This is a genomic window from Microbispora sp. GKU 823 (genome assembly GCF_002027145.1).
GTDB classification, from domain to species: Bacteria; Actinomycetota; Actinomycetes; order Streptosporangiales; family Streptosporangiaceae; genus Microbispora; species Microbispora siamensis.
Genome location: NZ_MWJN01000077.1, coordinates 1 through 24,562, shown reverse-complemented (window position 1 = coordinate 24,562; position 24,562 = coordinate 1). Strand labels below are relative to the sequence as shown.

The 24,562-nt window shown below is 72.3% G+C and carries 18 protein-coding genes and 3 pseudogenes; 6 read left to right on the top strand and 15 right to left on the bottom strand.

Annotation, left to right across the window (positions count from 1 at the left end):
• The 3 genes from B1L11_RS31340 to B1L11_RS48830 are packed head-to-tail and all read right to left on the bottom strand — an operon-like array spanning position 1 to position 4,704.
• Positions 1 to 1,392, bottom strand: coding sequence for a condensation domain-containing protein (locus tag B1L11_RS31340; protein WP_079319003.1), 1,392 nt, complete (start codon positions 1,390 to 1,392; stop codon positions 1 to 3).
• A 16-nt stretch (positions 1,393 to 1,408) separates the two neighbouring features.
• A complete protein-coding gene (gene cmdF, locus B1L11_RS31335) occupies positions 1,409 to 3,031 on the bottom strand; it encodes a tyrosine 2,3-aminomutase (RefSeq protein WP_204052639.1) in 1,623 nt (540 codons plus the stop codon).
• Positions 3,028 to 4,704, bottom strand: a complete 1,677-nt coding sequence (locus tag B1L11_RS48830) for a non-ribosomal peptide synthetase (protein WP_306291728.1) — start codon at positions 4,702 to 4,704, stop codon at positions 3,028 to 3,030. The genes cmdF and B1L11_RS48830 overlap by 4 nt, the downstream gene beginning before the upstream one ends.
• Before the next feature lie 77 nt (positions 4,705 to 4,781).
• Between B1L11_RS48830 and B1L11_RS48825 the strand changes: the two genes are divergently transcribed.
• Positions 4,782 to 5,048, top strand: a complete 267-nt coding sequence (locus tag B1L11_RS48825) for a hypothetical protein (protein WP_218671430.1) — start codon at positions 4,782 to 4,784, stop codon at positions 5,046 to 5,048.
• Here B1L11_RS48825 and B1L11_RS55345 read toward each other — a convergent pair.
• Both B1L11_RS55345 and B1L11_RS55340 read right to left on the bottom strand, forming a co-directional pair.
• A pseudogene (locus B1L11_RS55345) lies at positions 4,994 to 5,485 on the bottom strand (condensation domain-containing protein); the annotation flags it as partial. The gene B1L11_RS48825 and the pseudogene B1L11_RS55345 sit on opposite strands and share 55 nt — an antisense overlap.
• Positions 5,486 to 5,621: 136 nt before the next feature.
• Positions 5,622 to 6,248: pseudogene (locus B1L11_RS55340) on the bottom strand (condensation domain-containing protein); the annotation flags it as partial.
• Positions 6,249 to 6,715: 467 nt separating this feature from the next.
• Here B1L11_RS55340 and B1L11_RS31325 point away from each other — a divergent pair.
• Complete coding sequence (locus B1L11_RS31325; RefSeq protein WP_256863050.1) at positions 6,716 to 7,999, top strand: cytochrome P450; 1,284 nt, start codon at positions 6,716 to 6,718, stop codon at positions 7,997 to 7,999.
• Between the two features lie 89 nt (positions 8,000 to 8,088).
• Here the strand turns inward: B1L11_RS31325 and B1L11_RS31320 are convergent, their stop codons facing one another.
• The 9 genes and pseudogenes from B1L11_RS31320 to B1L11_RS31285 form a co-directional block, all read right to left on the bottom strand.
• On the bottom strand, positions 8,089 to 8,970 hold the full coding sequence (locus B1L11_RS31320) for an LLM class F420-dependent oxidoreductase (protein ID WP_079319000.1): 882 nt from the start codon (positions 8,968 to 8,970) through the stop codon (positions 8,089 to 8,091).
• A 130-nt stretch (positions 8,971 to 9,100) separates the two neighbouring features.
• Entirely contained in the window at positions 9,101 to 10,363 is a 1,263-nt protein-coding gene (locus B1L11_RS31315) for an acyltransferase (RefSeq protein ID WP_079318999.1), read from the bottom strand.
• A gap of 175 nt (positions 10,364 to 10,538) precedes the next feature.
• Entirely contained in the window at positions 10,539 to 12,098 is a 1,560-nt protein-coding gene (locus tag B1L11_RS31310) for an FAD-dependent oxidoreductase (protein WP_256863049.1), read from the bottom strand.
• A 60-nt stretch (positions 12,099 to 12,158) separates the two neighbouring features.
• Complete coding sequence (locus B1L11_RS31305; protein ID WP_372974750.1) at positions 12,159 to 12,944, bottom strand: thioesterase II family protein; 786 nt, start codon at positions 12,942 to 12,944, stop codon at positions 12,159 to 12,161.
• A pseudogene (locus B1L11_RS55335) lies at positions 12,896 to 13,018 on the bottom strand (thioesterase); the annotation flags it as partial. The gene B1L11_RS31305 and the pseudogene B1L11_RS55335, both read right to left, overlap by 49 nt.
• A 16-nt stretch (positions 13,019 to 13,034) precedes the next feature.
• A complete protein-coding gene (locus B1L11_RS31300; RefSeq protein ID WP_079318996.1) occupies positions 13,035 to 14,174 on the bottom strand; it encodes an acyl-CoA dehydrogenase family protein in 1,140 nt (379 codons plus the stop codon).
• Positions 14,174 to 16,108: a B12-binding domain-containing radical SAM protein gene (locus B1L11_RS31295; protein WP_079318995.1), complete on the bottom strand. Its 1,935-nt coding sequence runs from the start codon at positions 16,106 to 16,108 to the stop codon at positions 14,174 to 14,176. Before B1L11_RS31295 ends, B1L11_RS31300 begins: the two co-directional genes overlap by 1 nt.
• A 13-nt stretch (positions 16,109 to 16,121) precedes the next feature.
• Positions 16,122 to 17,900 (bottom strand): non-ribosomal peptide synthetase, encoded by a 1,779-nt coding sequence (locus tag B1L11_RS31290; protein ID WP_079318994.1) that lies wholly within the window; start codon positions 17,898 to 17,900, stop codon positions 16,122 to 16,124.
• Positions 17,901 to 17,985: 85 nt separating this feature from the next.
• Positions 17,986 to 19,236 carry a GNAT family N-acetyltransferase gene (locus tag B1L11_RS31285; RefSeq protein ID WP_143737677.1) on the bottom strand — a complete coding sequence of 417 codons (1,251 nt, stop codon included), beginning with the start codon at positions 19,234 to 19,236 and terminating at the stop codon, positions 17,986 to 17,988.
• 309 nt (positions 19,237 to 19,545) lie between these two features.
• Here B1L11_RS31285 and B1L11_RS31280 point away from each other — a divergent pair, with 309 nt between their 5' ends.
• From B1L11_RS31280 to B1L11_RS52415, 4 genes are all read left to right on the top strand, one after another.
• Positions 19,546 to 20,724 carry an acyltransferase gene (locus B1L11_RS31280; protein ID WP_079318992.1) on the top strand — a complete coding sequence of 393 codons (1,179 nt, stop codon included), beginning with the start codon at positions 19,546 to 19,548 and terminating at the stop codon, positions 20,722 to 20,724.
• A gap of 28 nt (positions 20,725 to 20,752) precedes the next feature.
• Positions 20,753 to 21,592 carry an arylamine N-acetyltransferase gene (locus B1L11_RS31275; RefSeq protein WP_079318991.1) on the top strand — a complete coding sequence of 280 codons (840 nt, stop codon included), beginning with the start codon at positions 20,753 to 20,755 and terminating at the stop codon, positions 21,590 to 21,592.
• A gap of 145 nt (positions 21,593 to 21,737) precedes the next feature.
• Positions 21,738 to 23,204, top strand: coding sequence for an MFS transporter (locus B1L11_RS31270; protein ID WP_143737676.1), 1,467 nt, complete (start codon positions 21,738 to 21,740; stop codon positions 23,202 to 23,204).
• On the top strand, positions 23,201 to 23,329 hold the full coding sequence (locus B1L11_RS52415) for a hypothetical protein (protein WP_256863047.1): 129 nt from the start codon (positions 23,201 to 23,203) through the stop codon (positions 23,327 to 23,329). Before B1L11_RS31270 ends, B1L11_RS52415 begins: the two co-directional genes overlap by 4 nt.
• A 102-nt stretch (positions 23,330 to 23,431) precedes the next feature.
• Here the strand turns inward: B1L11_RS52415 and B1L11_RS31265 are convergent.
• On the bottom strand, positions 23,432 to 24,562 hold a 1,131-nt coding region (locus B1L11_RS31265), incomplete at its 5' end, for an AMP-binding protein (RefSeq protein ID WP_143737675.1).

The following is a 24,562-nucleotide window of genomic DNA, read 5'->3' as shown; positions in this document are numbered from 1 at the left end:
TCACCTCTCTTCCGCATCGGTCCGTACTCGGCCGGACGTGCCCCACGTCAGGGGCGCGTCCGGATCGGCGAGCACCGTGCGCAGCACTCGCAGGAACCGCGACACCATGTCGCGGATGGTCTCCTCCACGAACAGGTTGGTGTTGAACCACAGGCTCGCGACGATGTCCCCCTCGGGGTGGATGTCCAGCGTCCACAGGGCGCCGTCGGGGACGTCTGTGGTGACCGGCTGGGACAGCACCCGCCGCCGCATGTCCGTGTACTCGATGTCGCCGATCCGCTCCCGCTCCAGGGAGAACGGGAACTGGAAGACCTGGAACGAGATCACCGCGGTGTCGTCGCCCTCGAAGGACGCCGCCGCCTCGGGGGCCTGTTCCACGATCTGCCCGAACGGGATGTCGTGCGCGTACGCCCCGATACAGGCGGCGCGCACGCGGGCGATGACGTCGCGGAAGTCGCGACAGCCCGAGAGGTCGCTGCGCAGCGGCAGCAGGTTGAAGAACGAGCCGACGGTCTGCTGGAAGCGGGACTGGGTGCGCCCGGCCGCCAGCGTCGTCACCGCGATGTCGGTCCGGCCGGTGACCTCGTGGAGGTACACCTCGTAGGCGGCGAGCAGGACCATGAACGGCGAACTGCGCGTCGCCTTGGCCAGCGCCAGCGCGGCCGACGTCTCCTCGGCCCCGATCAGGAAGCGGTAGGCCGCGGTGCTCTTGGGCAGGTTCTCCGAGCGCCGCCGGTCCGTCCGGGTGGGGATGATCAGGCCGCCGGCCAGCGTCTCGCGCCAGTACTCCTTGGCCCGGGCGAACGCCGGCGAGGCCGCCCGCTCGCGGTCCCAGAGGGCGTACTCCTGGTACTGGTGCGCCGGGGGCAGCTCGGGCACGTCGTACCCGCGCCGGGCGGCGTACCGGTTGGCCAGGTCCTGGATCACCACCTTCATGGACCACTCGTCCACGGCGGAGTGGTGGGCGATGAGCGCCAGCACCGAGTCCCGCTCGTCGAATCGGCCGAGCACCGCGCGGATCAGCGGCAGCTCGTCCAGGCCGTAGGAGCCGCCTTCGAGCTCGATCAGCAGCTCCTCGGCGCGGCGGTCGCGCTCGTCCACCGGCACACCCGGCAGGTCGCGCACCTCCACCCGCGGCGGCTCGGCCGGCAGGATCTCCTGGTGCCGGTCTCCCTCGTCGCGGACCAACCGCGTGCGCAGCGCCTCGTGCCGCTCCACCACGTCGTGGAGCGCCGCCCGCAGGGTGGGGACGTCGACCGCGCCGCCGAGCCGCCACCCGCACACGATGTTGTATCTGGGCCCGAACGGCCCCTCCTCGTCCCCCTTGTCGAACAGGCAGAGGAACTCCTGGTTGAAGGAGAGCGGGACCCGCACCTTGTCCAGCGTGCTCATGGTGTCCGCGTCCCCCTCACCGCAGCTCGACGCCGGCCCGCTCGACGGCCCGGCCGAACTCGTTGCGGGACAGCGCGGCGGCGACCAGCTCGATGTCGTCGGCCATGTAGCGGTCGCGGTCCAGCGTCGGCACGAGCGAGCGCACCATGTCGTACGCCGCCCGGCCGGCCGGGCTGAGCCCGTCGTACCTGCCGGACAGGTCCACCGCCTGCGCCGCGGCGAGGTACTCCACCGCGAGGATCCGCGTGTTGTTCTGCAGGACGCGGCGGGCGTTGCGGGCGGCGATCAGGCCCATGCTGACCACGTCCTGGTTGTCGCCGTTCGACGGGACGCTCTGGGTGCTGGCGGGGCCGATCGTCCGGTTCTCGGCCACCAGGGCGGTCGCCGGGTACTGGGCGCCGGCGAACCCGCTGTTGAGCCCGGGGTCGCCCGCGACGAGGAACTCGGGCAGGCCGTTGCTGAGGTGCCGGTTGAGCAGCCGGTTGGTGCGCCGCTCGGAGAACACCCCGAGCTGCGTGAGGGCGATGGTCAGGTAGTCCATCACGAAGGCGACCGGCTGGCCGTGGAAGTTGGCCCCGTGGAAGACCTCCTTGCCCTCGAACACCAGAGGGTTGTCGTTGGAGGAGTTGAGCTCGATCTCCAGGGTGTTCGAGGCGTGGTAGGCGGCGTCCCTGACCGCGCCGACGACCTGCGGGATGGCCCGGAGGGTGTACGCCTTCTGCAGGTAGACCTCGGTGCGGTGGACGCCCCGGCCGCCGTTCTCGTCGCGGCCGGCGCTCAGCTCCCGGCGCAGGTCGGCGTGGTCGACGGCCAGGCGGCTGCCGTGCAGCAGCGTCCGCATGTTGGCGGCGGTGTCGATCTGCCCGCGGTGGGGCCGGGCCACGTCGTGGCCGTCCGCCCCGAAGGGGCTGGTCGAGCTCTGCAGGACCTCGCAGATCAGCGCGGTGACGATCTCCGCCTGCCGCACCTGGTCCAGGGCGCGGCCGACGACGAGGGAGCCGAGGCCGGTCATCGCCGAGGTGCCGTTGATCAGCGCGAGCCCCTCCTTGAAGCGCAGCCGCAGCGGCTCGATGCCGAGCTCGCGCAGCACCGGCCCGGTCCGCACGCGGCGGCCGTCGCGCAGGACGTAGCCCTCGCCGATGACCGTGGCGGCGATGTGCGACAGCGGGGCGAGGTCGCCGCTGGCGCCCAGGGAGCCGATCTCGGGGATGGCCGGGGTGACGCCCAGGTTGAGGTAGAGGGCCAGACGCTCGATCAGCTCGGGCCTGACGGCCGAGTAGCCCTTGGCCAGCGCGTTGACGCGGGCCGCGAGGATGGCCCTCGCCTCGTCCTCGGCGAAGATCGGGCCGACGCCCGCGCTGTGGCTGCGGACCAGGTTGGTCTGCAGCTCGGTCTCCTTGTCGGTGTCCACCAGCATGTAGATCATCTCGCCGTAACCCGTGGTCACGCCGTAGACGGGGATCCCCTGCTGGATGATGTCCTCGAACAGCCGCCGGTTCGCCGCTGCCTTGGCGAGGGCGGCGGGCGCGACGGCGCACACGGCCCGTTCCTCGGCGACGCGGCGCACGCCCTGGATGTCCAGGGTCTCGCCATCGAAGTCGACCGACGTTTCGGTCTCGACCAGAGTCACAACTCTCACCCCGCTGTAGGTTGGGTAACGGCTTGGGTGGACACGGCTGACGAATCGACGAGAGCGGCGAGACCGCTCAGCGTCGGGTTGGTGAAGAAGTCCCACAGGGAGACCTCGACGCCGAACCATTCACGGACGCGGCCGAGCAGGCGCGGCACCAGCAGGCGGTGCCCTCCGGCCGCGAAGAAGCTGTCGTCGGCGCCGCCGGGCTCCGCGCCCAGCAGCTCCGCCCAGATGGCGGCCATCTCCCGCTCGGCCGGGGTGCCCGGCGTCCTGGGCGCGGCGGCCGCCGGCGCGCCGGGGTCGGCCAGCCTCCGCCGGTCGACCTTGCCGCCGACGTTGCGCGGCAGGCTGTCCAGGAACTTGACGGAGACGGGCAGCGTGGCCTTGCCGAAGCGGCGGCGCAGGCCGGCCCGCAGCTCGGACGGGGACACCGTCGCCTCGCCCGCGGCTGCGCCGCGCGGCACGACGTACGCCACGAGGCGGCTCACCAGCCCGTCAGGTCCGGCGACCGCGACGAGGGCGCACTCGGCCACCGCCTCGTGCGCGGCGAGGGCCGACTCGATCTCGGCCAGCTCCATCCGGATCCCGCTGAACTTGATGCGGGAGTCCCTGCGTCCGCGGAACTCCAGCAGGCCGTCCCAGCGCCGGCGGCCCAGGTCGCCCGTGCGGTAGAACCTGCACCCGGCGTCGCCCGAGCCGTCCAGGCCGGGCACCGGCAGGAAGGCCCGCTCGTCCGCGGCGGCCTCGCCCGCGTACCCGAGGGCGACGTAGGGGCTGCGCACGACGATCTCCCCGGTGACGCCGGCGGGGCAGGGCCGGTCGCGCTCGTCCACCACCAGGACCTGCCGCCCGGGGATGGGCACCCCGATCGGCGCCGTGCCCGACACCGGGCCGGTGATGTCGTGCCAGGTCGCGAGGATCGACTCGGTGGCGCCGTACAGGTTGACCAGGCGCACGCCGGGAAGCGCCGCGCGCAGCTCGTTGGCGAGGCCGCCGGGCAGCGGCTCGCCCGCGAGCAGGAGGTGGTCCAGCGCGAGCGCGCGCTCCCCCGGCTCGCGTCCGCGCAGCACCTGGAGGAGACCGCGGGCGAAGGTCGGCACGGTCTGCAGGAACGTCACCCGCTCGGAGTCCAGCCAGGCGGCCAGCTTCTCGGGGTTGGCCCTGATCCGGTCGGGCGCGACGCACAGCGTCGCGCCCGCCGCCAGCGTCGCGAAGATCTCGACCAGCGCGGCGTCATAGCCCGGCGCGGCCCACTGCGCCACCCGGCGGCCGGGGCCGAGCCGGAACTCTGCGCCGAACCAGGCGGCGAACTGCGCCAGGCTGCCGTGCGACTGGACGATGCCCTTGGGCCTGCCGGTCGAGCCGGAGGTGTAGGCGACGTAGGCCCGCTCGTCCGGACGGGCGGGCGGGACCGGCGCCACAGGTCCCACGCCGGGGCCGCTCAGCGCGGCTCCCGCATCCAACACGCGGCCGCCCAGCTCCTCGGCGAACCACACGGCGAGGTCGTCGCCGCCGTCGTCGCCGTCCAGCACGAGACAGGCGGGCCGGATCTCGGCCAGCATCATGCGGCCGCGCTCGCCCGCGTCGCCGGTGCCGAGGCAGACCAGGTGCCCGCCCGCGTCGAGGACCGCGAGCACTGCGGCGACCTGCCCGGGCCCCGACGGCATCCGCACCGCCACCGGCCGGCCGGCGACGCCGCCGCCCGCGGCGCAACGCCGCGGTTAGCCGCGCCGCGCGCTCCTCCAGCTCGCGGTAGGTGACCTCGCCGCCGGTCCAGGCCACCGCCACCCTGTCCGGGTGCCGCCGGGCGGCCATGCGCACCAGCTCGTTCGCCGGCGCGCGTACGTGGGACGCGTCCGCCGTCAGGTCCGCCGCCCGCACCGCGGCGCGGATCCGGGCGGGGTCCTCCAGGGGAAGCTCGTCCACGGGCAGGCCGGGGTCGCGCAGCGCGGCGGCCAGCAGGGTCCTCAGCTGGCCGAGCAGCAGCCGCACGGAGGCCGGCTCGAACAGGTCCGCCCGGTAGCCGAGGGAACCCGTGACCGCGGGAGCGGCCGTGCCGACCGTGAGCGTGAGGTCGGCCGTGGCGGCGCCGTTGTGCACCCGCACCTCACGGACCGCGAGGCCCGGCAGCGCGAGCGGCCGCCCCGGCGCGTCCCCGCGCACGAACATCACGTCGCACAGCGGCGTCGTACGCGGGTCGTGGTCGATCTCCAGCGCCCGGGCGAGCTGGTCGAAGGGCAGCTCAGCGTGGGCGGACGCCTCGCGCTCGGCCCGCGCCGTCCGGCGGAGCACCTCGCGGAAGCCCGGACGGCCGGACAGGTCGGCGCACAGCACCAGGTCGTTGCGGAACGGGCCGACGAGACCGGCGAACTGCCGGGGGCGCGCGGAGACGGGCAGGCCGACCGCCACCGTCCGCTCCCCGCCGAGCCGGTGCAGCAGGCACAGGAAGGCGGCCAGCACGACGATGTCGGGCGTGGTGCCCTCCGCCTCCGCCAGCGCGGCGAGCGCCGGCGCCTCTCCGGTCCAGGTGAACGGCTCGATCCCGCCGCGCCAGCACGGGCCGCCGGCCGGGCCCGGTCGGCCGCAGGCTCAGCCGCGGCGGCAGCGGGCGCAGCCTGGCGGTCCACCAGTCCAGCAGGCGGCGAAACTCCGGGGTGGTCCGCCGGTCGTGCTGCCAGCGCGCGTAGTCGGCGTACTGCGCGGACGCCGGCGGCAGCACCTCGTGCGCGGGCCGCCCGCCCGCCTCGGCGGCGTAGGCCGCCGACAGCTCGTTCGCCAGGATCGCCATCGACCGGTCGTCGGCGACGGCCTCGTGCGCGAGCAGCAGCACGGCGTGCTCCCCGGGGGCCAGGCGGGCCACGGCGAGGCGGGCGAGCGGGCCCGCGGCGAGGTCCATCGGGCGGCCGGCCAGCTCGGCGCCCAGGCCCGCGACGGCGGCCTCGGCGGCGTGCGGCGCGGCGTCGAGGAGGGCGATCGCCCCGAGGTCCGAGAAGGCCTCGGGCGCCGCGCCGTCCGGGGCGATCGACTGCACCGGCAGGCCGTCGACCATGACGAGGGTCGTCCGCAGGATGTCGTGCCGGCGTACGACCGCCCGCCAGGCCGAGCGCAGCGCGGCGACGTCGAGGTCGCCGCGGACGTGGTAGGCCCGGCACAGCGTGTGTGCGGGCGAGTCGGGCACGAGTGTCTGCCGGAACCACAGCTCGTCCTGGGCGCAGGAGGTCACTGCCCGCCTCGTGCCCGGCCGCGCGGGTTCCGGAAACGCTTTGGTCACTCCGGTTCCCCTGTCTCCCGGGGCCTCGTGCGGGGCGCGTCCCGGGCGGCTCGACGTCGTGGATCGGGAGAACGCGCGGGAAATGAATTCCCCGCGAATACCGCCGGCGGCGCACCGGTGCCGGCTGTTGATCCGGCGCCCTCCGGGATATACGCGATCCTCACCAGCACATGGTCACGTCGGCGGCGCCGTCCCCGCATCTCCGAGAATGCCGCCCAGCGCCTGGCACACCTTTCCCCGAACGTTCCGAGGGCGGCCGTCTCCCAGATTGCCGAATTGACCGGGAGCGCTTTTCTCTTCTTTGTCCAAGGCCTGCCACGCCGTATATTCCGAATATTGGATGACCCTGCGGCCGCTTATCTGCCATGGAATCGCGTCGCAGACCGTCTTTCGTTCCCGGCAGTCCGACCAGTTCTACGATGCGGGAGAAATCGATGGAGAACCGCTGTCCCATCGCCCTCGATCCGACCGGCCGAGACATCCACGCGGAGGCCGACCGGCTTCGCGCGCTCGGCCCCGCCACCCTGGTGGAACTTCCCGGCCGCGTCACCGCGTGGTCGGTCAACAGGTACGACGTCGCCAAGCGGCTGCTCACCGACCCCCGGGTCACCAAGAGCGCGCGCAAACACTGGCCGGCCTTCCGCAACGGCGAGATCCGGCCCGACTGGGAGATGATCAGCTGGGTCGCCATGGACAACATCGCGACCGCCGCGGGCAAGGACCACCTGCGCCTGCGCCGGCTGGTCGGCAAGGCCTTCACCCCCCGGCGCGTCGAGGCGCTCCGCCCGCGCGTGGTCGAGCTCGTCGACGAGCTCATCGAGGGGCTCGCCACCACCCCGGCGGGTGAGGCGGCGGATCTCAAGACCCGGTTCGCCAACCCCCTGCCCGCCCGCCTCGTCGCCGACCTCATCGGCATGCCGGAGGCGGCCCGCCAGGAGACCGCCAAGGTCATCGACATGATGGTCGACACGACGGTCACCCCCGAGGTCGCCCAGGGCATCCTCCAGGGCTGGCGCGGCGCGATGGTGGACCTGATCGCGTCCAAGCGCGAGAACCCCGGGGACGACATCACCAGCGATCTGATCGCGGCCCAGGACGAGGACGGCTCCCGCCTCAGCGAGTCCGAGCTCACCGACACGATCTTCGCGATCCTCGGCGCGGGCTCCGAGACGACGATCAACTTCATCGACAACGCGATCACGCTGCTGCTCACCCACCCCGAGCAGCGCGAGCTCGTCACCTCGGGCCGGGCCACGTGGGAGCAGGTGATCGAGGAGACGCTCCGCGTGCAGTCCCCCCTCGCGCAGCTCCCCCTGCGCTACGCCGTGGAGGACATCGAGATCGACGGCGTGACCATCCCCCAGGGCGACCCCATCCTGGTCAACTACGCCGCCCTCGGCCGCGACCCGGCCCTGCACGGCGAGGGAGCATGCCGGTTCGACATCACCCGGGAGGACAAGGAGCACATCTCCTTCGGCCACGGCCCGCACTACTGCCTGGGGGCGGGTGTCGCCCGGCTCATCGGCACGATCAGCCTGTCGACGCTGTTCGCCCGCTTCCCCGACATGAAGCTCGCGGTCCCGGTGGAGGAGCTGGTGCCCCTGCCCACGTTCATCATGAACGGGCACCGCAGCCTGCCGGTCATCCTCGAGCCCGCGCCCGTGGTGGAGGCCCCGGTTCCCGTCGGCGCCGAGGCGCGCTGATCCCGTAACACGCCAGGTGCCCGTGAGCCGGACGGCTCACGGGCACCTCGTCGTCGTGCGCCCTTCGTCGCGAGGGGCTCAGGGGACCGTCACAGGCCGGCCACCTCGGGGATGACCTTCCCGGCCACGACGTCCACCTGCCGGCGGGGGTCGGGACCGGACAGGATGCCGATCACGGTGTCCACGCCCGCGGCGGCGATGCCGCGCAGCGCGCCGAGCAGTTCGTCGGTTCCCGAGCCGTCCGGGCCCAGGGTGAGGGGGAGGATGCAGGTCTTCTCGATGGCGTCGTAGTCCCGTCCCTCCGCCTCGCAGTGGCCGCGCAGCACGTCGAGCTTGGCGGGCAGGTCCGGCCCGGGATAGAGGTTGCAGGCGTCCGCGTACCGGGCCACCAGGCGCAGCGTGCGCTTCTCGCCGCCGCCGCCGATCATGATCGGCGGGTGCGGCCGGGACAGGCTCTGCGGCGCGTTGAGCGGCCGCTCCAGCCGGTAGTGCGCGCCGTCGAACGGCCGCTCGTCACCCCGCTCGCCCTCCCACATGCGCAGGCACACCTGGACAGTCTCCTCCAGCATGCCGAACCGCTCGGCGAGCGGCGGGAAGGGCACACCCATGCCGCGGGCCTCGTCCTCGTACCAGCCCACGCCGATGCCCAGCATGGCCCGTCCCCCGGACAGCACGTCCAGGCTCGTCACGGTCTTGGCGAGCAGGCCCGGCTGCCGGAAGTGGACCCCGGCGACCACCGGCCCGAGCCGGCACCGCCGGGTGTGCGCGGCGAGGAACGCGAGCGTGGTGAAACACTCCAGCTCCGGCTGCTCCGGGCCGCCCGCGTGCGGGCCCTGCCACAGGTGGTCGCCGACCCCGATCAGCGCGACGCCCGCCTCGTCCGCGGTGCTCGCCACGTCCGCGAGGATCCGCCCCATCGCGGCCGGACCGCCCTCCCAGGCGAACTCCCCGATCTCCAGTCCGATCTTCACCCTTCGCCTCCCTGTTCGTACTCGTGCTCGGAGAACTCATCCCATCTGTGCGCGTACGGCCGGACCCGGCGCGGAATCCGCCGGGCCCGGGCCGTCATTCAGGCGTCGAAGGCCCGCTCGAACGGCGCGCTCAGCGCACCAGAACCGGCGTGCTCGGCTCGCGCGAGGCCTTGCCGAACCGGTTGCGCAGGTTCAGCGCCGGCCGCTCCACGAGGTAGTAGCTCACCACCGCGGCCAGGAAGCTGCCCGCGACGACGACCAGCAGCGTGCGCGGGAAGTTCGACCCGCCGACCATGCTGCCGTTGTAGAAGTAGATCATCGGGATGTGCCAGAGGAACATGCCGTACGAGACCTTCCCGATGAACTGCAGGGGCCGCCAGGTCATCGTGGCCGCGATGAACTTCGAGCGCTCCCCCGGCACGGTCAGCGGGGCCAGGAGCAGGAAGACGATCAGCAGGTCGATCGGCTGGTCGAACATCACCTGCGCCAGGGTCGGGTAGTCGGAGGTGCCCTGGCCGCCCACCGGCGAGAAGCAGAACAGCAGGATCACGACCGCCGCCACGGCCCAGGTGGCCCCCTGGTGCCTGGCGATCAGGCGGTACGGCGCGAGCATCCCGTCCGGCGACGTCTCCGCCGCGGCGGACAGCACCGCCAGCGCCATGCCGACCGCCAGGTAGCCGAACCAGCCGATGGGCCAGTTGCCCTGGACCGGCCAGGGACCGAGGGACGGCAGGTGGCTGTAGGCGCTGAAGGCGTACGCGACGAGCGCGATGAGGGCGACCCCCACGAGGAGGCGGCGGGCCTGCCCGGCCGGGCCGGACGCGCCGCGCGCGAAGCGGGCGAACAGCCAGGCGAAGATCGGCAGGAGCGCGTAGAACAAGGTCTCCGTGGCCATGCTCCACGTCGACTCCATGCCGGTCGGGATCGCGCCGGCCTGGTAGACGTGCTGCATGACCAGCACCCGCACGACGTACCACACGCCGGTGACCTGCTCGCGGCCGAGGGTCAGCAGCATGACGACGGCCAGCAGCCAGTAGGCGGGGCCGATGCGCAGCACGCGCCGCCAGGCGTACGACTTCAGGTCGGGCTTGGGGGCCCCCGCCATGGACGCCAGGACGAACGGGCGGTAGAGCAGGAACCCGGACAGCGCGAAGAGGATCGGCAGGGACTCCCGGGTGACCCTCTCCAGGATGATGGCGAAAAAGCCGTTGCCGGGCTTGCCCATGAAACCGATCTGGCCCGCGGTGAAAGCGCTGTGAATGGTGATGACCGCGAGCACGGCGAGCGCGCGAATTCCCTGGAGCTCGGCGAAGTATTGGCGCTTGACTCGGGAAGGCGCGGGCGCGGAACCCCGCGCGTCCGCACTGGATCCGCTGGCGATATCTGTTGCCATGGCCCTTCCTTCTGGTATGAACGACTTCACCCAGCTTGATCCCGGCCCCGACCCCCCGCATCTTCTCGATTGCCGAAAAACGCCCACGCGGAAAGCGGGAATCAGGCGCGGAAGGGGAAAAACGCCGGTCGCGCTTTCCCGCCGGGGCGGGTCTTCGGGGCCGGTTCCGTACGGCTCAGTCGGCCGGTCGCACCGACAGGGCGTGGCGGAAGACGTTCAGCGGGTCGTAGCGCTTCTTGACGGCCTGCAGCCGGGGATAGTTGTCCTTGTAGTACAGGGTGTGCCAGGGCACGCCGGAGGTGTTCCACTCGGGGTCGGCCAGGTCGGCGTCCGGGTAGTTGATGTAGGAGCCGTCGCTGACCTCTCCGGGCACCGGCACGCCGCCGGTGTCGGCGTAGACCTCGCGGTAGAACTCGCGGAGGCGGGCGATCTGCGCCTCGTCCTCGGCCTCGTTGCCCCACACCGACAGGTAGACGGCCTTGAGGATGGAGTCGCGCTGGGCGACGGCCGTCTCGTGCGGCGCGACGGTGTTCACCTGGCCGCCGTACCCGACCACGATGACGGCGGGCACGTAGTCCTGGGTGCTGAGGTAGCGGTAGATGACCGAGATCTGCCGGTCGGTGTACCCCTTGCGCAGATAGCCGGCCTTGATCTTGAGACGCCGGGTGTGCTCGTTGCCGGGGTCGCCGTGGCCCGGATAGGAGGCGGAGTACAGCCACGGCTGCACCTGCTGGCCGCGGTGCGCAGGCTCCAGGCCCACCCCCTCGGCGATGGCGTCGAGGTAGCCGGTCACCAGTTCCTCGGCGCCCGGCACGTCGTCGTCCACCGACGCGCCCACCATCACGTGCCCGGTGCGGCCCAGTCCCTCGAAGAACCCGAACAGGTTCGCCTCCGCGGAGCCGGGGGCGCTGTTGCGCTCGTACCAGGTGCCGAAGTTGCGCAGGATCTTCGCGAACGCCTCCTCGGTCATCCCGTCCCAGGTCCACATCATGAAGCCGACCCGCCAGCGGCCGGGCGCCCGGGGCAGCAGCAGCGCGGGGTCGTCCGACGTGACGCCCGGCGTGCGCAGCCAGTAGCGGGTGACCACGCCGAAGTTGCCGCCCCCGCCGCCGGTGTGCGCCCACCACAGGTCCCGGTTCGGGTCGCCGGGATCGCCGGTCGCGACCACGGCCCGCGCGGTGCCGTCCTCATCGACGACCACGACCTCGACGGCGTGGAGGTAGTCGACGATGGAGCCGTACCTGCGCGACAGCGGTCCGTACCCGCCGCCGGCGAGGTGACCGCCGACGCCGACCTCGGTGCACTCCCCGGCCGGGATGGTGACCCCCCAGCCCTTGAAGAGCGCCCGGTAGACGTGACCCAGCGTGGCGCCCGGCTCGATCGCGAACGCGCGCCGCTCCTCGTCGAAGTAGACGTCGGTCATCTCGGACATGTCCAGCAGGACCTCGACGTCCGGCGAGGCGGTGAAGTCCTCGAAGCAGTGCCCGCCGCTGCGTACCGTGACGCGCTTGCCCGCCGCGACGGCCTCGCCCACCGCCGCCACGACCTGCTCGGTCGTGCTCGTCACCCGTACGTAGTCGGGCCGTGCGACGAAGCGGTGGTTCATGCCCCGCAGCATGCTCTCATAACGCGGGTCCTCGGGGGTGATGACGGTCGCCGGCAGGCGGCCGGCGCGGGCCCCGCCGAAGAGGTCGGCGGCCGTCAGGCCCGCCAGGCCTTCCATCGCATCGGTCACGGTCGCACCTCCAGGAGCGGTGGCCGTACGGGCACCGCTCGGTCGTCACGGTCAATACGGTCAATCGGCCACACAAGCCTGCGACCGCGACGCCGTCCACGGCATCTCCCACCGTGCGGAGCCCGCGGGGACGCCGCGGCCGAGGACTCCGGTCAGGGCGGCCGTCAGGGACGCGGCCAGCGGCGCCAGATGCTCGCGCAGGAAGAAGTGGCCGCCCTCGTACAGCCGGGTGCCGAGGAAGTCCTCGGTGTGGTCGCGCCACTCCTCCAGGCTCACGGGCGGCGCCACCAGGTCCTCCGTGCCGCCGAAGACGGCGACGGGCACCGGCAGGGGCGGCTCGTCCCGGTACGCGTACGACCGGCACAGGGTGAAGTCGGCCCGGGCGACGGGGAGGGTCAGCGCCAGCATCGCCGGGTCGTCCGCCACCTCGGGCGGCAGCCCGCCGAGAGCCCCGAGCGCGGCGAGGAAGCCGTCGTCGGAGTCGTCCGGGTCGGGCAGACCCGCCGCCGTCGCGCCGCGGACCGGCCAGGAGGCGACGGCGAGCAGGGCGGGCGGCGGCGCCCCGCCCTCCGCCAGAAGCAGCCGGGTCAGGCGGTAGCCGAGCATCCCGCCCATGCTGTGCCCGAACAGGGCGTACGGCAGCGGCCCGCCCGGCGTCTGCGCGGCCTCCTCGGCCAGGGTCTCGGCCAGCGATTCCGCCAGCCACCGGGCGGCCTCGTCGCAGTCGGTGAACGCCGGCTGCGGCGACGGGCCTGGCGGCCGGGCAGGGTCACCGCCCGCACCTCCACCCAGGGCGGCAGGTGCCTGGGCCACAGGCGGAACATGGACGCGCCGCCGCCCGCGCAGGGCAGGCAGTACAGGCGCGCCCGCGCCCGCGGCCGGGGTTCGAATGCCAGATACCACGAGGAACGGTTCACCATCGCCGCCTTCGGCTGCTCAGATCAGCGAGTGGCCGATCATCTCCTTCATGACCTCGGTGGTGCCGCCGTAGATGGTCTGCACCCGGGTGTCGACGAACGCCCTGGCCACCGGGAACTCCCTGATCACCCCGTAGCCCCCGTGCATCTGGAGGCAGCGGTCCACCACCTTCTGGCACAGCTCGGTGTTCCACCACTTGGCCATCGCCGCCTCCTCGGCGCCCAGTTCGCCGGCGGCATGCCCGGCAACGCACCGATCGGTGAAGGCGCGGGCGACGGCCAGCGCGGTGGCCAGCTCCGCCAGCACGAAGCGGTTGTACTGGTGACGCCCGACGGGCCGGCCGAACACCTCGCGCCGGCGGCAGTAGTCCAGCGTCTCCTCGAAGATCCGCTCCGCGGCGGCCAGCGCCCCCACCGCGATCATCATTCGCTCCTGGCGGAGCGTGCGCATCATGTACGCGAACGCCCTGCCCTCACGGCCGAGCAGGTTCTCGGCGGGGACCTCCACGTCGTCGAAGAACAGCTCGACCGTGTCCATCGCCCGCATGCCGATCTTGTCAAGCTTGCGGCCGCGGGAGAAACCGGCCATGCCGGGCTCCACGACGAGCACGCTGGCGCCCGGCGCGCCCCGCCCGCCCGGGGTCCTGGCCACCACCAGGACGAGATCGGCGGTCGCCCCGTTGGAGATGAAGGTCTTCTGGCCGTTGAGCACATACCGGTCGCCGCGGCGCTCCGCCCTGGTGCGCATGCGCTGCACGTCGCTGCCCGCGTCGGGCTCGGTGATCGCGATGGCCGTCACCAGCTCCCCCGAGCAGAACCCGGGCAGCCAGCGCCGCCGCTGCTCCTCGGTGGCGAGGGTGCGCAGGTAGAGGCCCCCGATCTCGTTGTGCAGCGACAGCGCCGGGGCGTACACCCCGGCGCGGGCCAGCTCCTCCGCCACGATGACGTGGTGGCGGTAGTCCGGGTCGCCGCCGCCGCCGTACTCGGCGTCGACGTCCATGCCGAGCAGGCCGTGCTCCCCGGCCCTGCGCCACACCGACCGGTCGACGCTTCCCTGCTCCTCCCATCGGGCGTACGAGGGGAGGATCTCCTTGCTCACGAACGTCCGGACGAGGTCGCGGAAGGCGTCGTGCTCGGCGGTGAACACCTCGCGCCGCATCAGGGGACTCCGGCGACCGCGTCGGGCACCACCGGCGTCCACGACGGAAGGATGTCCTTCAGCCGGTTCATCATCGCCTGGCAGTAGGCGGCGTTGTGGTCGATGCTGCGCTGCTTGGGATAGGGCATCTTGCGCCGGCCCAGGTGGTCGATCCGCATGCGTACCGGCCCGATGCCGGCCCCCGCGCCGTCCAGGCCGGCGACGTTCTCGTACGACGCGAGCAGCTCGGCCGCCTCCGCGGGCAGCTCCGCCGTGAGGCGGAAGCGCTCGCGCGACAGCAGGCGCAGGTGCCGCAGCTCCACGACGGGCTCGGCCACCGCCTCGCGGTAGACGTACGGGCGGGCCAGCAGGTCGAGCTCGAAGGCCAGCCGCACCCGGGGGTCGGCCAGCCAGCCCTGCTCGTCGAGGAACCCCTCCAGCAGCCGGTCCATCTCGCCCCGATGCGAGTGCAACACGTAGTGCAGCACCTTGCCGATGTTGTTGATGTCGTAGTTGCCGAGGGTGGCGACCGAATCCGCGAAGAAGCGGCAGATCTCGGTGTCGGTGCGACGCTTGTAGTAATCCGCGGCCCTGGTCAGGAACTCGGTGTAGGAGCAGGCCCCGGACCGGTGCAGCTCACGCGCGACGTAGAAGGCGGAGCGCGCGTTGTAGAGGCTGATCACCGCGTAGTAGAACCAGACGCCCTCCTGGAACTCCTCCCGGGTGACCCAGTTGGTGCCCACCACGACGTCCGCCTCGGCCACCGGGTCGTCCACCCGGACGGTGACCACGCCCAGCTCCTCGCGCCGCTCGTACATCGGGGTGTTGCGCAGGAGCAGCTGCGGGTAGGCGACGATCGCGTCGGCGCCGGTGGCGCACAGCTTGCCGATGCCCTCCCGGAACGACTGCAGCGTCTCGCCGGGCAGCGGCCAGATGAGCTCGGTGTAGGAGCTGATCTGCTTGTCCTTCAGCTTGAGCTGGAGCTCCACATAGGTGGACTCCTTGATGTTGGACCGCTGGACCATCTCGAGCGCCTGAGGGCTGGTCGTCTGCAGCGACACCGGCTGGCTGGTCAGCATGCCGCCCTCGACCAGGATCTCGGTGATCTCGGTGACCCGGTCCGGCCGGTTCTTCGCCGCCTGGATGGCGACCATCAGCGGGTAGCCGTTGCGCTCCTTGCACTCGACGATGTGCCGGGTCAGCTCCACGTCCCGGGGCAGCGCGCCCCAGTTGGCGTCGGCGAGGAAGATGCTCTCGATGCCGTGCTCGCTGATCCAGGTCAGGTCCGCCTTGACCCGGTCCAGCTCCCAGCGGTGCACCTTGTCGTTGGTCGCCGCACCCCAGTAGCAGTACGAGCAGCGGAAGGGGCAGCCCCGGTTGGTCTCGACGACGGCGAAGGTGTACTCGCCGCCGTCGAAGATCCCGGCGGCGAACGGCGAGGGGATCTCGTCCAGGTCCTTGATGCGGGGCGGCTTGTCCGTCGTCACCAGCTCGCCCGCGGACCAGAAGCTCACGCCGGGGACGCGGCGGAAGTCCGGCCCGTCGCCGCCGTGGTCGCTCAGCTCCCGCAGGAACGCGGTGAACGGCTGCTCGCCCTCGCTGTTGCACACCAGCACGTGCTCCCACTCGCGGGGCACGTACTCGGTGGCATGGTTCATCACCTGCGGCCCGCCGAGGATGAAGTGGGCGCCGGGGCGGAGGCGGACCAGCTCGTCGAGCACCTCCTTCATCCGGCGCATGTTCCACAGGTAGCAGCTCAGCCCGTACGCGTCGGCTTCCATGCCGGCGAGCGCGGCCACGATCTCCCGCGTCGGGGTGTTCGCCGCGACCGCGTGGATCGTGAAGTCCCAGTTCTCCGCCACGCGCTCGTCCTGCTGCGCGTACGCCTGCAGGTAGCCCGAGGCCAGCGGCAGGGTGTTGGGGTAGGCCGACAGCTCCAGCAGCACCACTTTCATCGCCGCCGCCCCCTCACCCGTCCGCCGCCGCGTTCATCGACGCGGCCAGCTCGTGCAGCACATCGAACTCGAACAGGTCGTCGGCGCCCAGGCGGATCCCGCGTTCCCTGGCCCGGTTGGCCAGGCGCATGGCGTGCAGCGAGTCGCCGCCCAGCTCGAAGAAGCTGTCCTCGCGGCCCACCGAGCTGACCTCCAGCACCTCGCACCACAGCTCGGCGAGCACCCGCTCGGTGTCGGTCCGGAACTGCTGGTCGCCGTCGGTGCCCCGGCCGACCGGCAGCGGGCGCCCGGCCAGCGCCTTGCGGTCCGCCTTGCCGTGCGGCGTCAGCGGCAGCGCCTCCAGCAGCGTCACGGTGTGCGGCACCATGTAGTCCGGCACCTGCAGGCCCAGCTCGCGGCGCAGCTCCCCGGCTTCCGGCGGGTTGCCCGGATCCTCGGGCACGACGTACCCGACGAGCCGGTCGCCCCGCTCGTGCAGGACGACGACGGCCTCGCGCACCCCCGCGAGCCGGTTCAGCGCCGTCTCGACCTCGCCCAGCTCGATGCGGAAGCCGCGCAGCTTCACCTGGTCGTCGGCGCGGCCGACGAAGTCGAGCGCGCCGTCGGGCAGCTCGCGCACCAGGTCGCCGGTGGCGTACATGCGCGCGTCGGCCTCGGGGACGAACGGGTCGGGCAGGAAGCGCTCGGCCGTGAGCTCGGGGCGGTTCAGGTAGCCCCGCGCCACGCCGACCCCGCCGACATACAGTTCGCCGACCGTGCCCGGCGGCACGGGACGGCGCTCGGCGTCCAGGACGTACGCGTGCAGCCCCGGCAGCGGACGGCCGATCGGCGGGGCCTGGTCGTCGCCGGACGCGCGGGGCGGCACCTCGGTCCAGGTGGCCACGACGGTCGTCTCGGTCGGCCCGTAGAGGTTGTAGAGCCGGAACGGCAGCCCCCTCGGGGGGTGACGGTGCAGCTTCTCGCCGCCCGTGAGCATCACCCGCAGTGCGGCGCCGTGGCTCGCCCACGGCTGGTCCAGCATCTCGACGGCGAGCGCGGTGGTGAGGAAGCAGACGGTGATCTGCTCGGCGGCCAGCCAGCGGACGAAGTCCAGGGGCGACTCCGGCAGCCTGGTCTCGACGAGGCAGAGCGTGGCGCCGCCGCTCAGGCACGGCCACACCTCCAGCGCCCAGGCGTCGAAGGAGGGCCGGGCGAGCTGCGTCATCCGGTCGCTGGGGCGCACCTCGAACGCCTGGTGGTACCAGGCGACCAGGTTGGAGACGCCCTCGTGCGCGACCACCACGCCCTTCGGCCTGCCCGTGGAACCGGAGGTGTAGACGACGTAGAACGCGTCGGAGGGCAGCGCCTCGGCGACCTCGTCGGCGACCGCCTCCTCCGCGAGGGCCTCCTCCACCGGGAGCGCGGGCACCGGGCCGCCGGCGAAGCGGTCCGCCCTGGCCGCCCGCGTCAGCACCAGGGACGCGCCGGAGTCGGCGAGGATGGCGTTCAGCCGGGGCTCCGGCTCGTCCACGTCGGTCCCGACGTAGGCCCCGCCGGCGAGCAGCACGCCCAGGGCGGCCACGACAAGGTCGGGCGAGCGTTCCAGGGCCAGGGCCACGAACGTGCCGGGCGTGACCCCCCGGGTGCGCAGGACCGCCGCGAGGCGACGAGCGCGGTCGTAGAGCTCGGCATAGGTGACGACGGTGCCGGCGTGCACGATGGCCGGCCGCTGCGGCTGCACCTGCGCCCACCACGCGATGCGCGAGGGAACGCTGGTGTAGGCACCGCGCACTGCGATACTCGCCTCGGTCAATTCTTCCTCCAGGTTCCGGTTCCCCGCTGTGAGAAAGGCCTCCGCCCCGATCCGGTACGGCGGAGGCCGTGGCGCTGGGACGAGGTCAGAAGATTTCGAACGCGGAGGGAGCCTGCGGCCACCGGAAGGCGACGTCCGCGGCCGCCAGGGCGCCGGGCCGCGTCTCCCGGACCAGCTCCGCTCCCGCGAGGGACGTCAGCGACGCGCCGCCGAGGTAGGCCGCGCCCAGTGCCCGGATGTCGCAGACGAGGTCGGGTTCGTCGGTGGTGGCGACGCAGGACGCCGAGTCGGGCGATCCGGTCAGGCGCCAGCGGCCGGCGTTGACCGGCATGAACGCGTCCTCGACCTCGATCACGACGTCGACGGGTGCCGCGTAACGGCGGGCCGCGAGCGCGGCGGGCAGGTCCACGATCCGGATGAACATGCCGTCGTTCATCCGGGCGGACATCCGGCGGGGCTCGCCGACCCAGTAGAACAGCGGCTCGTCCACCGAGCACGACCACACCTGCGCCGACCGGGTGAGGTCGACGGTGAGCAGGAAGGTCCACAGGTCGGTGTATGCCTGCGGCGTCGTCGCCACGACCTCCACGACGCGCACCTCGCCGCACGGCCCGGACTCGGTCCACGCGCCGGTCGCCCGCCACAGCGCGTAGCCGTCGAAGCCGTGGTCGCCCTCGTGCACGATGGCCCGCAATGCGGTGGCCCCGGCGCGGAAGGCGGGCAGTTCGGCCAGCAGGTAGTCCCAGTGCTTGGCGGAGCGCTCCGACCACCCGGGACGCTGGGCCTGGACCTGGTCGTACAGCTTCACCAGGTCGTCCCTGACGTCCGCGGGGGAAGCCTCGACCAGTCTGCCCCTGGCGGCGCCGCGGGGGATGGCGACCTCGCGGGTCTCGATGTTCAGCCCGAGCCTGCGGATGGCCAGGCCGTAGCCGTAGCGGTGGTAGATGCGCCCCTCGCTCGCCCAGCACAGGGCGATCGGCTCGCCCAGGGCCCGGGCGTCCTCGAAGTGCCTGCGCATCATCCGGGTCAGCACGCCCTGCCGCCGGGCCGTGGGCGAGACCGCGCCGCGGCAGCCGTGGGCGGCGGGGACGACACCGCCTGGCACCGCGATGTTCCGGGTGGTGCAGCCCAGTGTGCCGACGATCTCACCGTCGCGGCGGGCGACGAGCGAGCGGTCGGGTTCGAACAGCTCACGCTCCGCCGCCGAGGACATGGGGTCCCCGTCGATGTTGATGGCCGCGGAGAACATCCGGTAGATGCCGTCCCAGTCGTCGGACGTCGGCACCTCGATCGTGATCCCGCCGGCCCCGGTCTCCGCGGAGTTGTTACTCGTCATTTGGCTGGCCTCCGGCCTTGGCTTTTCCGGGTTGTTTATCGACACGTTTGACGAATGGTGTCGATCACTTGTCGTATGGTCACCCGCGGCCGGAACGCGACGCATCTCCTGTATTGCCGTCGGATATATGGCGGCCGGAGGAAAATCAGCAAGAGAAAAGAAGCCGCGCCCGCCGGAAGGTGGCACGGTACGGGCATCGATCCGGCGGATGACGCATGCGTATCCGGCCCGTCGCCGATTACGGGCGCGGCATCACCGCTTTCGATGAATTCTTACAGGGATGACGCGATGACGTAAAGGAGCCTGTCGATGACATCCTCAGCTCAGCCCGCGAACAGTCCTCCCGCCGCGCCCGCGCCCCCGCCCTCCCGGCTGCCCACGCTCACGGGGATGCGCTTCATCGCCGCGGCGCTGGTCTTCCTCTTCCATGCCACCGTGCAGCAGCTCTTCGCGGAGCCCGGGGCCCAGAAGACGTTCAGCGCCGTCTTCACCCAGGGCGGCTGGGCCGGGGTCGGATTCTTCTTCGTGCTCAGCGGCTTCGTGCTCGCCTGGTCGTACCGGCCCGGGCAGCCGGCGCGGCGCTTCTGGCGGCGCAGGCTCGTCAAGATCTACCCCAACCACCTGGTCACCATGGTCGTCGCGTTCGTCCTGCTGACCCTGGTGTCGAAGGTCGCGGTCGACCACTGGCACGCGCTGTACAACCTGCTCCTGGTGCAGTCGTGGTTCCCGCAGCTCGAGATCCGCGGCAGCCTCAACGGCGTCACCTGGTCGCTGTCGTGCGAGCTGCTGTTCTACCTCGCCTTCCCGCTGCTGATGCGGCCGCTGAGCCGGATAAGGCCGGAGCGGCTGTGGGCGTGGGCCGCCGGGGTGGCCGTGGCGATCTTCCTGGTCCCGGTCGCGTCGAGCCTGCTGCCCCGCCAACCGGTGCTGCCCATGGTCGAGATCCCGGCGTACGACTTCTGGATCATCTACCAGTTCCCGCCCGTGCGGATGCTGGACTTCGTGTTCGGGATCATCCTGGCCCGCATCGTCATGACCGGCCGGCGGCTTCCGCTCGGCCTCGGCGGCGCGGCCGTTCTCGCGGTCGCGGCGTACGCCGTCGCGCCGCTGTTCCCGACGACCTACACGCTGACGGCCGTCATGGTGGTGCCGCTCGGCCTCCTCGTCGCCGCGGGCGCCGCCGCCGACGTGGCGGGCCGGCGTACGGGGCTGTCCGGTCGGCTCTGGATCCGCCTCGGGGAGATCTCGTTCGCCTTCTACCTGTGGCAGCAGATGGTGCTGACCTACGGCCACCTGTGGCTCGGCCCCGGCAAGAGCTGGTCCACCCCGGTCGCGGCAGGCGTGCTCGTCCTGCTGTTCGGCGTCGTGCTCGCGCTGTCCTGGGCGCTGTTCACGCTGGTGGAACAGCCTCTCATGCGGCGCTTCGCCTCGCCGCGCCGCCGCCCGGCGCCCCCCGCCGTGCCCGCCGACCTGCCCGCGCGCAACTGACCCGCAGCCGACCGAAGGAGGCCATGGCATGACCGACTTCCCGGAGCCCGAGCTCGACGACGCGACCGTGGCGGCGTACCTGCAGCGTATCGGCGCGGCGCGCCCCGCGCGGCCGACCGCCGCCGCCCTGCGCGAGCTGCACGAACGGCACGTGATGACGGTGCCGTTCGAGACCGTCGACGTCCACCTGCGCCGCCCGCACGCCACCGGCCGGCGGGCGATCGACAAGATCGTGCACAGGCGGCGGGGCGGCATCTGCTACGAGCTCAACGGCGCCTTCGCCGCGCTGCTGCGGGCCCTGGGGTACGAGGTCACCATGCTCGCCGGCCGGGTGTCCGACGGCGGCGTGCTCGGCCCGGTGTTCGGCCACATGCTGCTCTTGGTGACGACCGCGGACTCCCCCGGTCAGTGGCTGGCGGACGTCGGCTACGGCCGGGGGGCCCGGCACCCGCTGCGGTTCGGCTCCCGCGGGACGCAGCAGGACCCGCAGGGCGTGTTCCGGCTCGCCGAGGCGCCGTACGGCGACCTCGACCTGTTCCGCGACGACGTCCTGCAGTACCGGTTTGAGACGCGGCCCCGGGCGGCGGAGGACTTCCACCCCATGTGCTGGTGGCACTACAACGCCCCCGACTCCCCGCACATGACCCACCTCTACTGCACCCTGCCCACCCCCGGCGGCAGGGTCACGCTGAGCGGGGACACCCTCACCCTGCGGGAGAACGGGCGGCGGGTGCGGACGGTGCTCGACGGGGAGGAGGAACTGCGCCAGGCCTACCGCGCCTGGTTCGGCATCGAACTCGACGAGCTGCCGCCCCTGCCCGTTTCACCTGCGCGAGCCGAAGAAACAAATCAGGAAATGTCGGTCTGAAAGGGACAACACACTACCGTCGATAAGGAGGAGCGAAACCTCCCCTTCCACATTTCGGCATTCTGCGAGAAACGTCCCGGCGCATTCGGCACTATGCTGCGGCGGAAAAACACTCCCGGAATACCGCTAGCGGAAGGGCGTTCCCATGGACACGACCGCCGAAGGCAGCGCCGGCAGCCGGGCCGGACGGAGAGAGTGGATCGGGCTCGCCGTCCTGGCCCTGGCCACCCTGCTGCTGTCACTCGACATCAGCGTGCTCTATCTCGCGCTGCCGGAGCTGACCGCCGATCTCGGGGCGAGCGCCTCCCAGCAATTGTGGATCATGGACATCTACTCGTTCATGACCGCCGGCTTCCTCGTGACGATGGGCGGCCTCGGGGACCGCGTCGGCCGCAGGCGCCTGCTGCTCGTCGGCGCCGCCGTGTTCGGGGTGGCCTCGCTGTTCGCGGCGTTCGCCCAGAATCCCGGCACGCTCATCGCGGCCCGGGCGCTGATCGGGGTCTCGGCGGCCACGCTGCTGCCCTCGGCCCTGGCCCTGCTGCGCACCATGTTCCGCGACCCCCACGAGATGGGTCGGGCCATGGGCATCTGGTTCGGCTGCTTCATGGGCGGCATGGCGATCGGGCCGCTCATCGGCGGACTCCTGCTGCACTCGTTCTGGTGGGGCTCGGTCTTCCTGCTGGGCGTCCCCGTCATGGTCGTGGTCCTCGTCGCCGGCCCCCTGCTGCTGCCCGAGCACCACAGCCCGGGCACGGGCCGGCTGGACCTCACCAGCGTCGCGCTCTCGCTCGGCGCGATCCTGCTGTTCACCTACGGAGTCAAGGAGCTGGCCAGGAGCGGCTGGGGCGCGGTCCCCGCCGTCGCCGTCCTGGCCGGCGTGGTGGTCGGCGTGCTCTTCGCGCGCCGGCAGCGCGGCCTCGCGGAACCGCTCCTCGACCTGCTCCTGTTCCGCGACCGCAGGTTCGGCGTCTCGCTGTCGATCATGCTGATCAGCGGCATCGTCATGGCGGGCATCACCCTGCTGTCCTCGATGCACCTGCAGATGGTGGCCGGGCTCCAGCCGTTCACCGCCGGGCTGTGGCTGCTCCCCTTCAACCTGGCGATGGTCGCCGGCTCCATCGTCGCACCCATGCTCACCCGCCGCTTCCCCATCGTGTACGTGATGGCCGCGGGCCTGCTGCTCTCCGCGGCGGGGCTCCTCGTGATCACCCAGGTGGGCACGTCCGGCGAGCCGTACGTGCTGGCCTGCGGGCTCGTGCTCACCTCCGGCGGGCTCGCCCTCCCGATGACGCTGTCCGGCAACCTGATCATGGGCTCCGCCCCGCCGGAGAAGGCCGGGTCCGCCGCGGGGATCATGGAGACCAGCGGCGAGCTCGGCGTCGCGCTCGGCGTCGCCATCATGGGCAGCCTCGGCGCCTTCGTCTACCGGCTGCGGCTGCCCGACGACCTGCCCGGCCTGCCCGGGGGCTCCGCCGGCGCGGCGCGGGAGGGCATCGCCGCCGCCGTGGTCGAGGCCGGCCGGCTGCCCGGACAGGCCGCCGCCGAGCTTCTCGCCGCCGCCCGATCGGCCTTCGACGCGGGCCTGACACGGTCGCCGCCGCCGGCGCCGTGATCTTCGTAGCGCTCGCCGTCCTCGCCCTCGCCGTACTCGCGCGGGGCGGCCGCGACCAGGGCGCGCAGCAGGGCGTGTCCGGCGACGAGGCGCAGGCGTCGTCCCTGGCGGAGCCGCGCGGCTGACCGGCGTCCGTCCCGGCGCGGGCCGGGACGCCATCCGGGGCACCATCCGGGCACACGACCGCCCGGCCGGCGGCGGGAAGCCGCCGGCCGGGCGGCGCGCCGTCAGGACAGATTCCGCAGGGTCGTGCGGTCGAGCTTGCCGTTCGAGGTCTGCGGCAGCGCGGTCACGAAGCGGAACTCCCGCGGGCACTTGTACGGCGCGAGCCGCTCCTTGACGAACTCCCGCAACTCCTCGGCCGTCACCTCGCCGCCGGTCGCCTCGCCGCCGATCACCACGAAGGCGCGCAGGACGGTGAGGCCGCCGTCCTCGTGGCCGGAGACGGCGCACTCGACCACCCGCGGGTGCGCCAGCAGGCAGTTCTCGACCTCCGCCGGCGCCACCCACCTGCCGCCGATCCTGAGCATGTCGTCGGCGCGGCCCTTGTAGTGGAAGTAGCCGTCGGCGTCCCGGCTGAACAGGTCGCTCGACCTGACGGTGTGCTCGGCGACGAACGTGGCGGCGCTCTTGTCCGGCTCGCGCCAGTATCCGAGCGCCGCGGTCTCCCCGGTGATCTCCAGACGGCCGACCTCGCCGTCCGGCACCTCGTTCCCGTCGCGGTCCACCACCCGGACCCGGTAGCCCGGCACCGCCTCGCCGAGGCTGCCCATGCGCACCCGGCCAGGACGGTTGCAGACGTAGCCGTGGAACATCTCCGAGGAGCCGATCCCGTCGATCAACTCGACGCCGAAGGTGTCCAGCCACCGGCGGTGCAGCTCCAGCGGGAGGGCCTCGCCCGAGGAGATGCACACCCGGATCGAGCTGAGGTCCTGTTCGGCCGCCGCCGGGTGGGCGACCATGGCCGCCATCATCGTCGGCACGTTGACCAGGATCGTGGGCCGGTGCCGCGCGATCAGCTCGAAGATCCGATCCGCCGTGCTGCGCTCGGGGAACACGATCCCGGCCGCGCCGGCCCTGAGCGGAAACAGGGCGGTCATGTTGTTCGCGTAGCCGAAGAAGAGCTTCGGCACCGGCAGCACCAGATCGTCGGGGCCCATGTCCATCACCCCTCGGGCGAACCACTCGAAGCTGAGCAGCGGGGCGCGCGCCGGGATCAGGCAGGCTTTGGGCGCGCCGGTGCTGCCGGTGGTGAACCGCCAGATGGCGACGTCGCCGGGGGCGAGGGGCACCGGGTCGAGCTCGGCGGGCTGGGCGGCCACCAGCGTCTCGAAGTGATACTCGCCCTCCCGCAACTC